General features: G+C 40.4%; 10 protein-coding genes. 4 read left to right on the forward strand and 6 right to left on the reverse strand.

Annotated elements, in window-relative coordinates:
- Window positions 1-7: 7 nt before the first annotated feature.
- Window positions 8-367 carry a helix-turn-helix transcriptional regulator gene (locus R2S08_RS20030; protein WP_316836801.1) on the reverse strand — a complete coding sequence of 120 codons (360 nt, stop codon included), beginning with the start codon at window positions 365-367 and terminating at the stop codon, window positions 8-10.
- A gap of 212 nt (window positions 368-579) precedes the next feature.
- On the opposite strand from R2S08_RS20030, the gene R2S08_RS20035 reads away from it, so the two are divergent.
- Complete coding sequence (locus R2S08_RS20035; protein ID WP_316836802.1) at window positions 580-1539, forward strand: response regulator; 960 nt, start codon at window positions 580-582, stop codon at window positions 1537-1539.
- Here R2S08_RS20035 and R2S08_RS20040 read toward each other — a convergent pair.
- The 3 genes from R2S08_RS20040 to R2S08_RS20050 form a co-directional block, all read right to left on the reverse strand.
- A complete protein-coding gene (locus tag R2S08_RS20040; RefSeq protein WP_316836803.1) occupies window positions 1536-2504 on the reverse strand; it encodes a polyprenyl synthetase family protein in 969 nt (322 codons plus the stop codon). The genes R2S08_RS20035 and R2S08_RS20040 overlap by 4 nt on opposite strands.
- A gap of 37 nt (window positions 2505-2541) precedes the next feature.
- The gene (gene rnr, locus R2S08_RS20045) at window positions 2542-4674 is read right to left on the reverse strand and encodes a ribonuclease R (RefSeq protein ID WP_316836804.1); all 2133 of its coding nucleotides are present in this window, start codon (window positions 4672-4674) and stop codon (window positions 2542-2544) included.
- A gap of 82 nt (window positions 4675-4756) precedes the next feature.
- The gene (locus R2S08_RS20050) at window positions 4757-5653 is read right to left on the reverse strand and encodes a DUF6268 family outer membrane beta-barrel protein (protein ID WP_316836805.1); all 897 of its coding nucleotides are present in this window, start codon (window positions 5651-5653) and stop codon (window positions 4757-4759) included.
- A gap of 152 nt (window positions 5654-5805) precedes the next feature.
- Between R2S08_RS20050 and R2S08_RS20055 the strand changes: the two genes are divergently transcribed.
- Window positions 5806-6684, forward strand: coding sequence for a mechanosensitive ion channel family protein (locus tag R2S08_RS20055; protein ID WP_316836806.1), 879 nt, complete (start codon window positions 5806-5808; stop codon window positions 6682-6684).
- On the opposite strand, the gene R2S08_RS20060 is transcribed toward R2S08_RS20055, so the two are convergent.
- The gene (locus tag R2S08_RS20060; RefSeq protein ID WP_316836807.1) at window positions 6679-8397 is read right to left on the reverse strand and encodes an ABC transporter ATP-binding protein; all 1719 of its coding nucleotides are present in this window, start codon (window positions 8395-8397) and stop codon (window positions 6679-6681) included. The genes R2S08_RS20055 and R2S08_RS20060 overlap by 6 nt on opposite strands.
- 62 nt (window positions 8398-8459) lie before the next feature.
- Here R2S08_RS20060 and R2S08_RS20065 point away from each other — a divergent pair, with 62 nt between their 5' ends.
- On the forward strand, window positions 8460-9773 hold the full coding sequence (locus tag R2S08_RS20065) for a nicotinamide mononucleotide adenylyltransferase (RefSeq protein WP_316836808.1): 1314 nt from the start codon (window positions 8460-8462) through the stop codon (window positions 9771-9773).
- A gap of 82 nt (window positions 9774-9855) precedes the next feature.
- Here the strand turns inward: R2S08_RS20065 and R2S08_RS20070 are convergent, their stop codons facing one another.
- Complete coding sequence (locus R2S08_RS20070) at window positions 9856-12258, reverse strand: TonB-dependent receptor (protein ID WP_316836809.1); 2403 nt, start codon at window positions 12256-12258, stop codon at window positions 9856-9858.
- 178 nt (window positions 12259-12436) lie between these two features.
- Here R2S08_RS20070 and R2S08_RS20075 point away from each other — a divergent pair, with 178 nt between their 5' ends.
- Complete coding sequence (locus R2S08_RS20075; RefSeq protein ID WP_316836810.1) at window positions 12437-12730, forward strand: metalloregulator ArsR/SmtB family transcription factor; 294 nt, start codon at window positions 12437-12439, stop codon at window positions 12728-12730.
- Window positions 12731-12732 lie beyond the last annotated feature (2 nt).

A 12732-nucleotide genomic window follows, 5' to 3' on the forward strand; every position in this document is an offset into this window, starting at 1 on the left:
TTTGTTTTTAATACTGATGGCTGGAGGTTTTAAGGATCAGGATTTCCTTTTCTAGTTTTTTTAACAGCGTATTGAAGGTTTCAAGTGTGTTTTCCAGCTCCTGTATCACTGCATTCCCTCTGATCTGATCTGTTGCTTGTTCCTCCCTATCCTTTCCATGAAGCAACCAGTTATAGCTTTTGCTATAATATCTGGCAATTACATTCAGGATATTAAAAGAAGGAAATTGATTTCCCAATTCAATTTGAGAGTAATTGCTTCTGGAAATACTCAACAGGTCCGCAACTTTTGACTGAGAAAGACGTTGTGCAGTTCTGAGGGCCTTTATTCTTTCGCCTATATCTTTCTTTGATAGGATTTCTTGCATAAGTAATATTAATTTCGTTGATTTGTTTAGGATCTCGTTAGTGAATATTAATTATATCGAGACAATTATTACTCCAAAATCAAGTATTAGGGTTAAATTGCCGGGATTTTGAACTTTTTTAGGAAAATTGTTTTCTATTAATGTAATCTTCGGTAGAAAAAAATATGCAAGAATGAGTGTCATGTGGTCTACAGTTGTAAATAAAGGGTATTATGTCAAACAATAGTGTTTGTGAGCTGATTGATAACTCATTTTTTTTAATTGACAGAAAATATCAGTTAGCCTATTATAAAATAGAATCATTGCATTTCGTGGGAAGTTTTTTGGAAAAAAATCCCATAAGTGGGGAGCAGATTGTAGAATTGATTGCCCATCGCTATAAGCGGACTTTGATGAGACTGCTTTCCAAATGTTTTGAAGGCAGGTGTTTTAGTATAGAAAAGAGATTACCGGTTGCCAATGCAAATGATCATATTTTGCTCATCACTTTTACGCCTATAGAAAAGGATGGAAGAATTGAGCATGTGGCTTGTACAATATTTAGCGACAGTGTGAATGCAAGGCAATTGAAGTTGATTAACGAATATTCTCATTTGACCTCACATCAGCTGCGCGCGCCTATAACAAATATTCTAAGCCTGTCCAATGCAAACAATCATGTTTCTTTGGAGTCTTATGATACTTTGAAAATCAACCAGTTGTTAAGTGATATCAATACGCAGGCCGGTAAACTGGATAATATCATCCGTATGCTGAATTCTCTGCTTCATGAAGGAGACCAGGAGGATTATGGACCTGGAATAGAGGGGATGACAAGTAAACACATCGTTCTGGTGGATGATGATGTGATCACCAATAAGATTCATCAGATGCTGATCAGTAAATTACAGATGGATAAGCGTGTGGTTTTGTTTGATAAACCGGAACAGGCGCTTCAGTATGTACTGGAAAATACACCGGACTTAATTTTGCTGGACTTGCATATGCCGGAGATAGACGGCTGGAAATTTTTACAGTTGCTGGAAGAGCATCATATTGAAACAGATGTGATTATTGTTTCATCTTCGATTGATCCGGTAGAAAGAACCCGTGCACAGCAGTTTATCTGTGTTAAGGACTTTTTGACCAAGCCCTTAACCTACGATAAAGTAAAATTGATTTTTGACAATTAGCTTTCTCTGTTCATCAGCTCATTGGCCAGGCCGCTGATTTCTTCTTTTTGCTGTTGCGGTACATTGATCGCTGATAAAGCAGCAAAGGCTTTATCAAGGTAATTCCTCATTTGCTCAGTGGCAAGCTCCTTTACATCATACTGGTTATATAATGCGGTAACGCGCTCTATTTTAAGCAAGGCATCGTTATTGCCTGCCTGCTGATCCAGAAGCACTGCATCTTCAGTGTTTGCAATTTCCTGAAGTTTTAGCAGCAGATAAGTCTTTTTGTTTGCAATGATGTCGCCGCCTACCTGTTTGCCAAATTTCTGCGGATCACCATATACATCAAGAATATCATCCTGAAGCTGGAAAGCAATTCCGAGGTTTTCACCAAAGTCATAGATCAGATTTGCATCGGCCTCATTGGCACCGCCTACAATGGCTCCAATTTTCATAGCGCCCCCAACCAATACCGCTGTCTTTAGCCTGATCATATCAATATATTCCTCAATGCTGACATCATTACGGCTTTCAAACTCCATATCCAGCTGCTGTCCTTCGCATACGCCCTGGGCTGTTGCGTTAAAGGTATCCAGGACTTCTTTTAAGACACTAACTTTTACTTTAGTGAGTAGTTTGTTGGATTCTACCATCATCACGTCTCCGCTAAGGATAGCGTTGTTGGTTCCCCATTTCTCATGAACGGTTTGCCGTCCACGGCGTAAGGGCGCATTATCCATGATATCATCGTGGATGAGGGTGAAATTATGGAAGGTTTCAATAGCTAGAGCCGCCGGAAGTGCCTCGTCCAAAGAGCCGTTAAACAGATCTGCAGCGAGCAGGACCAGTGCCGGGCGTAATCTTTTGCCGCCCAGGTTCATAATATAGGAGATTGGATCGTAAAGGCTTTTGGGGTGATTGGAATAGCTGAGCCCTTTAATTGCTTTTTCTATAATTTCCTGTAATTCAGAAGTCGTGTGCATTCGTCTTTATTGCCGTGTATATGTTGTTGTGTATTGATTAAGGATTTTGAAGGAGTGAAAAATCGATTTGACGTTTGGAAAGGTCTACTTTTTTTACTTTAACCTGTACTTCATCACCCAATTGGTATTTTTTCTTTTTGCGCTGACCAATGATGCAATAGTTCTTTTCATCGAGTACGTAAAAATCATCCGCAATGTCTCTGAGCCTGATCATCCCTTCACATTTGTTGTCGATCAGTTCCACATACATACCCCATTCTGTTACTCCTGAAATAATGCCAGTGAAAATATTTCCAATATTCTCTTCCAGGTATTCTACTTGTTTGTATTTGATGGAAGCGCGTTCCGCATCTGCAGCACGTTTTTCCATGGCTGAAGAATGGGAGGATGCAATTTCATACTGTTCCTCGTTCGCCGATTTTTCTCCGTTAAGATAAGAAGCCAGTAAGCGGTGAACCATTACATCCGGATATCTTCTGATTGGAGAGGTAAAGTGTGTATAGTGGTCAAAGGCAAGACCGTAATGGCTGGTCTTTTTAGTAGTATATACCGCTTTGGCCATGGAGCGGATGGCCAGTTGGGTAAGCACATTCTGTTCTTTTTTACCTTCCACATCTTCCATCAGGAAGTTCAGGGATTTGGCGATTTCCTTATCGGATTTCATATTGATCTTGTACCCAAAACGAGAGGCAAAGAGGGCGAAATTATTCAGCGTTTCCAGGTTAGGGGAGTCGTGGGAGCGGTATACAAAAGTATATTTTTGCTTTCCTTTTCCTTTTTTGGCAACGAATTCTGCTACTTTTTTGTTCGCCAGCAACATGAAATCTTCAATGAGCTTATGCGCATCTTTACGTTCTTTTACATAAACACCAATCGGTTTACCAGTTTCATCCAGCTTAAATTTAACTTCCGTACTTTCAAAACTAATGGCGCCGGCTTTAAACTTTTTATCGCGTAAGATATAAGCGAGTTCGTTCAGCTTGAGGATTTCTTCAGCAAAATCGCCTGCTTTGGCTTCAATGACTTCCTGTGCTTCTTCATAGCTGAATCGTCTGTCAGAATGGATCACGGTTCTGCCAAACCATTCGTTGTGAATATTGGCTTTGTCATCAAGTTCAAATACAGCTGCAAAGCAAAGTTTGTCTTCATGCGGGCGTAAAGAACATACGCCATTACTTAAGCGCTCAGGCAGCATAGGGATCACACGGTCTACCAGGTATACTGAAGTTGCCCTGGCATAAGCTTCTTTATCTAAAGCACTGTTAGGGAGTACATAATGAGAAACATCTGCAATATGTACACCAACTTCATAATGTCCGTTCTCCAGTTTTTTAAAGGAGATGGCATCATCAAAATCCTTGGCATCTGCCGGATCTATGGTAAAAGTAGCGGTTGTCCGGAAATCTTTTCTGCCTTTAAGCTCTGCTTTTGTAACCTCTTCAGGAATGGCATTGGCTTCTTTTTCAACTTCGGCGGGGAAGGTGAGCGGGAAGCCGTACTGCGCAAGAATGGCATTCATTTCTGTATCATTCTCGCCTTGTTCTCCTAATATATGGGTAATCTTTCCGATCGGATTTTTGGCTTCTTCCGGCCAGTCTGTAATAGTGACCTGCACTTTTTGACCATTTTTAGCGCCGTTTAGATCGCTTAAGGGTACAAAGATGTCATGCAGCATTTTCCGGTCGTCTATCGCCACAAAAGCGAAACGTTCTGAAATTCTGATCACGCCGATAAAGTCTGTTTTTGCCCGTTCCAGGATCTCTACAACTTCGCCTTCATTTTTGCGGCCGCTTTTCTTTGCATAGATGTAAACTTTTACCTTATCTCCATGTAGTGCGTTATGCAGCTTCCGTGCAGATACGTAAATGTCTTTTTCAAATTCGTCGTCGGGAACAACATAGCCAGAACCATCGGTGGTAATGTCTACTTTTCCAATGATAAAGGTTTTCAGGTCCTTTAAACGGAACTTACCTTTTTCAGCTTCAATGAAGGTGCCTTTATGAGTTTGATCTTTGAGCACTTCCAGGATAGTTTCCCTGGAAGCTGCATCAGTTATGTTGAGTTTTGCAGATACCTGTTTGTAATTCAGTGCTTCTTTGCTCTTGGTGAGCACATCGCTGATCAGCTGTGTGAGCACTTTTGTTAGGTGGGATGATTTATTCTTTGCCATAATTAATTTATGAATCACCCCGAAGGTAGCAATTTGAAGCGAAAAATAAACCTGTATCTGGTTAAAAGGGGTTTAAAATGCCCTAAAAGTGCCAGTGTATTCCCATATTCAGGTAATAATTGGAGGCCAGTTTAGAGGTTGGACCCTGGTCAAACATTTTAGAAAGTTTCTTTTCCCCAAACTGATAGGTGCGTAAAATGACCATGCCACCGCCAACTACAAAATCAAGGTGTTTAAAATGCCATCTGTTTTCCAGTCCGGCGGGTAATTCCCATGAACTGAGCATTCTTCTTTTGTCGCCAAGCGTTTCTGTATCATAAGACATCAACCTGGGTTTGAAAACCAGGGCCAGGTCTGTTTTTTTATTCACTTGATAGGCATAACTGATTTTATTCACAAAACCAGAGCCTCCATCTCCGTCGGGCAGGCTAACGTCCAGTTTAAATTTATCTCCGGTTTTCCATTGCACAATAAGCACCGGCCATACCATTGGTGTGCCATAAGCGTTGTTTAGAAAAGCCCCGAAACCAAAGGTGAAGTTGGGATTGTAGCGTTTGATAAAAGCCACACCTCCATTAAGGAACACATCTTTTTCGTTTACTTTTTCCATGTCAGAATAGACGCCTGCAGAAAGGGCATATAGTATGCTCCAGCTTCTGTTTAGGCTGTGCAGGTGCTGGATGCCAAAGTCTGCCGTAACCAGTCTGGAAGGGAAAACCTGCTGTTCGTAATTTGTATTTTGCAAATCTGTATATGAGCCACTCAGCGTAGCCGTCCATTTACTATAGCTACCTTTAAGTGTATCTACTTTATTGGACAGGTCGAATCTAAGCCCAAGTTCCGCCCGGCTCATACTGGTTTTTGCTGTGGATTTATCGGTTTCATTGGGTCTGATGAACCTGGATTCCGGAAAATAAGTGCCGCTCGCACGGATGTCTGTAAGTTTGATCTGGGCAATTACCTGTACTGGCTTTCCCATTAAAAATATAACCAGAAACGCTAGAGCGGTTATAACGAGATGTTGCTGAGTGATTTTCATGTTTTTTAAGGTGTGACAACCAATTCCCATTTTACCACTACGGCCAAAAGAATAAATTGTATTTTAGCTTTTATAAGCAATTACTCGTACTGATGATAGAAGAACAAGAGAGAAAGACCAGGAATGAAATTGTTATGATTGTAATTAAGACAGTTGTATACATTGCGCTTGTCTATTTCAAGATCAATATTCCCCCGATATACAAACATTACCCTGTGATCGCTCAAGCTGCAGAGGCTCTTTTTGTATTCCTTGGGCCCAGTTTAGCCGTTTCCGCGATCCGGCTGGTGATCATCTTCTGGTACATCAAGAAACATAAGTTCAAGAGTAATATAAAAGACAACTTTATCCTGGGTATTAACCGGATTGTATCCATTTTAAATACAGTCTTTTTTGCCCTGGCCTTTATGGTTTTCCTAGGGGTTGATCCAATCAAATTTCTGACGAGCATCACCATTGTAGCGGCAGCAATTGCACTGACTTTTAAAGATTATATAACCAATATGATCAATGGATTGATCATTATGTTCTCTGACCGGCTTTCTCTTGGGGATCACATCCGGGTACATGATATTGAAGGTAAGATCATCGATATTACTTTGATCAATATGATCCTGCAAAATGAAGATAATGATATGGTGATCGTTCCCAACTCCGTGGTTTTTAGTTCTGTAATTGTAAACCAGTCTAAGCAAAACATCAAGAAGCTTAGTGTGGAGTTTCAGATGCTGCTCCATTTTGGCTATACTCCGGAGTACCTGGAAAATCATTTAAGACAAATAGTGATGCCATATTCTGGCTTTATTATGGTGAATGGCCTGACCGTAAAAACGATGGCCATCAATAAAGATGAAGCCAGGTTCAAAGTCCAGGTCTTATTGAATCAATACGACAAGGTCAAAGAAAGGGAGATCAGGCGGGCATTAAATACCGCAGTAATGAAACTGGCTGTTCCGGATCAGAAATTATAAATACAGTGTCTGTGTACCCGGAATGGCAGCAATCAGTTTTTTCGTATAGTCTGCTTTGGGATGATTATAGATATCTTCCGGAAAACCTTGTTCTTCAATTTTACCTTTGTTCATCACAATCATCCGGTCGGAGATATGTTTGACAACGGCGAGATCGTGAGAGATGAAGATATAGGTTAAACCGAGTTCCTGTTGCAATTGCCTTAACAGATTCAGCACCTGGGCCTGTACAGAAACATCGAGCGCGGAGACAGATTCGTCACATATAATAAACTTAGGTTCAAGAGCCAGAGCCCTGGCAATCACAATACGCTGACGTTGCCCGCCGGAAAACTCATGAGGATACCTGTCAAAATGCATCGCATTCAAACCCACTTTCTCCAGTAAACTGATCACATGCGCTTTGCGTTGCTGATCGTTGTGGTGCAGCTGGTGAACTTGAAGGGGCTCCATAATAGCATTGCCGGCCGTCATTCTGGGATTTAAAGAAGAATAGGGGTCTTGAAAGATGATCTGAATGTCTTTCCTTATTCTTTTTAAATCGTTCCTGCGCAAGCTGCAAAGATCTGTATCATTAAAGATCACTGTGCCCGATGTGGGGTCGGTTAATCTTAAAATACTTCTTCCAAGGGTGGTTTTTCCACAGCCGGATTCGCCCACCAGACCGAGGGTTTCGCCAGGATAAACATTAAAGGTGATGTCATCCACCGCTTTCACATAATTGCTGACCTTGCCAAACCATCCCGGATTAACCGGGTACCAGGTACAGAGGTTCCGGACCTGGAGGAGTGGGGGCTGGGCATAGAGTTCCGCTCTTCGTGCTTCTATTTCTGCCGTAGTATAGGTATTGGCTTCCAGCAGATGCTGGATAGGTTGGTCCTGTTTACCATCGAGAAAATCGGCTATGGTTGGTAAAACTTTAAGTACCCTGCAGGGGCTTGGTCTGCAAGCCAGTAAACCTTTGGTATAGGGGTGCTTCGGATTTTTAAAAATTTGTTCTACCGCACCCTGTTCAACAATTTTTCCTTTGAACATGACTGCAACTTCATCTGCAATCTCACTCACTACACCGAGATCATGAGAAATGAAGATCATGGCCATATCTCTTTCTTCTTTAAGCTTGGCCAGCAATTGCAATATGGTTTTTTGTACCGTAACATCTAAAGCTGTGGTAGGCTCATCTGCAATTAGAAGGTCAGGATTACAGCTCAGCGCCATGGCAATCATTACCCTTTGTTTTTGCCCACCCGACAACTGATGTGGGTAACTGTTAAAAATGCGATCGGGCTGGGGCAGCTGTACTTCTTCAAACAATTGAAGAGTATGCTGTTTGGCTGCCTCTTTACTTAATTTCTGATGTAGGATAACGGCCTCCATGACTTGATCTCCACAAGTAAAAACGGGATTGAGTGAGGTCATGGGTTCCTGAAAGATCATAGATATCTTATTTCCACGGTATTTTCTGATCTCTTTTTCCGAAAGATTAAGCAAATTGATGGTCTCAAACTCAATGTCTCCTTCAACCCTGGTGCTCCGGGGATTGTGAAGCCGCATGATGGAGAATGAGGTTACCGATTTTCCTGAGCCAGATTCACCTACGATTCCAAGAACTCTTCCTTTTTCAAGGGTGAAATTGATCTGGTTTACAGCCGGAGTCCAGGATTTGTCCTCTTCATTCAGGAACTGTACGGCGAGATTTTTTACGTTTAACATCAGATTACCAAGATAAGGAAATTTATCCCTCAAATTCCGTCAGTTTCTTCTATTTTTGTGCCATGGAAAGAGAAATTCTGGATACTAAGCGTAAAGCCTTAAAGATCAATTTAGATCCAAAAATTTACGGAACTTTTGCAGAAATTGGAGCAGGCCAGGAAGTGGCACGTAATTTTTTTACCGCAGGAGCGGCTTCAGGCACGGTTGCTAAAACCATGTCGGCATATGATATGACATTTAGCGATGCGATTTATGGCGCTGAAGAGTCGGGGAGATATGTAAGCCAGTCTCGCTTAAGTAAAATGTTAAACCATGAATATGGTTTATTGAATGAGAGGTTAAGTGGTGAAAAATACGACGACAGGACCTTTTTTGCTTTTGCAGATACGGTTACAACCTTAAATTACAACAAATCGAACGATCCGCATGGCTGGATTGGAATTAAGTTCCAGTCTGAACCCGGTGGTGAATCCAATGAAATTGTATTCCATGTAAGGTTATTGGATACGGATTCTGCCTTGCAGCAAAACGTTCTGGGAATAATTGGTGTGAACTTAGTATATGCTGCGTTTTATTTCCATCACGATCCTAAAACGATGATTGAGTCTTTAGCAGACAATTTAACTGTAGGTTCTGTAGAAATTGACCTGATCTCCGTGAACGGTCCCGCATTTAAAGAGGTAAACAATATTTTGCTGAACTTATATCTGATTGTTAAAGATTTTTCCAGTGCGGCCATTTTTGACTCCCTTGGAAGGCCTTGCTTACCCAAAGACCTCCTGTATAAAAAGGACATTATGATTCTGCGGACGAAATATGCGCAGAAATCAAATCCGAATTTTAGCATGTTAAATAAGGCTGTTGATCAGTTTGTACGTACAGAGAATGTGAAGAAAGACAATTTGAGTGTACTGATTGAAGTATTGCTTTCCAATGTTTTGTCTGAAGATGAAAATTGGACCGAGAACCTCGACCTGCGTGCTGTGGCTAAAAGGGCAGAGGAGATGTGCAATACCGGTAACCTGGTGATCGTATCGAACTTTGCAAGACACAATAAGTTGGCTAAATACCTGGACAGGTGCAAACCTAAAAGTGTAGGAATCTCGACCAATATCAACAACTTGAAATTTGTATTCAACTCGAGCAATTTTGGAGATAATTATTCCAGCATGTTGTTGAGTTATGTAAGTGATATGTTCAGTAAAAATGTAAAGCTTTTTGCTTATCCTTTCCTGGACAAGAAGACCAGTGAGGTGATTACCAGTGCCAATATGCCGGTTACACCAGATGCAAAACCTTTATTCGATTTCCTGATCATTAATGGATATATTACTGATATCAGAGATTACAGTGAGGGAGACGTGAAAACGGTTTAATGTTTTACGACTTTAATATATAACGAAGAAGGCCCTGCAAATTTTGCAGGGCCTTCTTCGTTATATATTGCCTGGTGATTTCTTAGAACTTATAGGCTAAAGTTGTAATGAACTGACGTGGAGGAATAGGGTTCACACTGTAGTTTTCATGAACATAGTAGTTCAACACGTTAGTAATGTTCGAGATCTTACCAAGTAAGGATAGTTTTTTCCAGCTGTAACCTGCGGAGAAGTCAAGTGTTGTAAAACCTTTAAGTGGAATGATTCCAGTGGAAGAATTATTCTTTGTTGTATTTCTACCGCCGTTGCGATCTCCTGTATAAAATGCGGAAGCTCCTAGTTTAAGACCTTTAAGCTCACCAGAATTAAAAGTATAGAACAATGTACCATTTGCAGTGTTCTTAGTTGTACCAACTACACGTTCGCCTTCTACGATACCTGTGGTGGCACTGGTAGAAGTATATCTCATATAGTTATAACTATAGCCCGCAATAAAATTTAAACCATCTACGATCGTTCCAGTAAGGTCAATTTCTAAACCATCACTCTCAGATTTACCGCTAAACTCTTTCTTGGTTGCATCTGCAATGGCAGTTTGTGCATACCTATTGTTCTTAATCTTATAATAAGTTAAGTTAGCGGATAGTTTACCCTCCAAAAAGTCATTTTTCACACCTGCTTCATATTGATCAATAATGGAAGGAGCGATTGGGGCGTTGGTTGCAATATCAATGCCTGTGTTCGGTGTGAAGTTATTGGAGTAACTCGCATAAACAGATGTAGTTTTTAGCGGCTGATAGATTAGTCCGATTTTAGGAGAAAATGCTTTATCTATTTTAGTATCACCAGTAGTTTTTATTTCGCTTCCGTCAGCAATTGTTTTAACCGTTGTTACAGGTGTTCTTTGATAAGTCCATCTCAAACCTGCCAGTACTTTAAATTGCTCAGTTACAGTAATCAAATCTTGTACAAATCCGCCCATTCTATAGATTGGTGCCACCGTATTGGTCGATAAAGTAGTTTCAGGAGTATTAAAATTTGTCGGTTGATTAAAAGTTAGCGGATCAAGTATATTTACCTGATCATAGTATTTGGTCTGAACACCACTTAAATTCACTGTTCTTGTGTTTGGATTGTTGAATGCACCGGTAGTTGTATTAGATTGATCTGCGTCAACGCCTACTAATAATGTATGCTGTAAAGATCCCGTTTTAAATGATCCATTTAAATTGATCTGCTCATTGTAAGTAAATTCTTTAATATTAGACCGGGTAAGAGAACGGTACCAAATTCCTTGTGCATCAGCAAATGGTCGCTCAGAAGAAAAATAGTTTCTTTTGTATGACTGCAGGGATGCAATCGCATTTAACTTCCAGTTGTCATTAAACCGATGGTTTAAATTGGCCTGCGCTGTAGAGGTATTTGTTTTATTATATGCCCAGTCTGTGTTGATGTATACATTTCTTCCTAGCGGAGATAGTTTGTTTGCAACTGTACCTATACCAAAGTCAGGTGTATAATCACTTTTTAAATAATCTCCTTGAACCAATAACTCGGTATTATCGCTGATTTTATAGAGTAAGGATGGATTAACATAGATTCTTTTAGAGTCTACATTGTCTCTAAAGCTCCCAGCCTTTTCATAAGTTCCAATTACACGGAAAGCTAGTTTTTTTGAGATTGGGCCATAAAGATCCAGTGTTGGCTTGTATAGATCGTAACTTCCAACACGCATGGAAACTTCACCACCATATTCGAATTTAGGCTTTTTAGTCACCATGTTTACAACAGCTCCACCACTAACTCCTCCATATAATAAGGCAGCGCTTCCTTTTAATACTTCAATTGATTCCAGTGTGCTGGCTTCTGGCATACCACCAATAGTTGTTCTTGCGCCATTTTTAAAAACATTATTGGAACCCAAACTATAACCACGGGCAAAAAAATTCTCACCAACAGAACCGCGGTTCGCCCCTAAAGATACCCCATTCACATTCTTTAAAACATCGGCTAACCTATTAGCTTGCTGATCCTGGATTACCTGACTGCCAATAATCTGTACAGCCTGAGGCAGATCCCTAGGTGCAATGGCAATCTTACCCAGGTTCACTGGTTTCTGATTTGGCGTTTTGTAACCATTAATGGCTACCTCATCCAATTGAGAAGCGGATTGCGAGATAGAGAAGCTGATCTCCGCAGTTTGTCCGGCAGCAACATTGACAGATTTCTCTTGCGAAGCGATACCAACAGCCGATATTTTAATCACATAACTTCCTGGCTTTACATTTTTAATGGAAAATGCACCATCTTCATCTGTTACTGCAGCTTTTCCTGCATTTTTTAGGCCTACGCTTACATACCCGGCAGGTTTGCCATCACTTGTTTTAACCGTACCGACGATTTTACCTGTGTTTTGTGCATAAACAGCAGATTGAAGAGCGAAAAAGATAGCGAGGAAGCTAAATAATTTGTAAATATCTGGCATATTGTTATTAAGATTAATTCTAATTGGCCGCAAAGATAGAATCTCATTTGGTTTTAGCAAAATTATTTAGAATTAAAATAAATAAGACTAATGAAAAGTCTGAATATCAGATATCAAGGCAATGTCATTTATGATTTGTTTATTGGTATATCGGAAAAAGTCGATATATATTTGTGTCATGAATCATTTAGATGTTTTTAAGGCACTGTCTAACAAAGCAAGGTTACAGATTTTACAATGGCTGAAAGATCCGGAGGTACATTTTCCAGATCAGCCTGGATTTGAATCTGGTGTATGTGTTGGACAAATCCAGCAGAAGGCTGGACTGACACAATCTACTGTTTCCGAGTACCTGTCTATTCTTCAGCGTGCCGGATTGATAGAGTCAACCAGAGTAGGGCAGTGGACTTATTATAAAAGAAATGAGAAAGCTTTTATTGAGCTCACACAGATTATACAAAAAGACTTATAGAA

The sequence above is a fragment of the Pedobacter nutrimenti genome (assembly GCF_032678445.1).
GTDB lineage: Bacteria > Bacteroidota > Bacteroidia > Sphingobacteriales > Sphingobacteriaceae > Pedobacter > Pedobacter nutrimenti_A.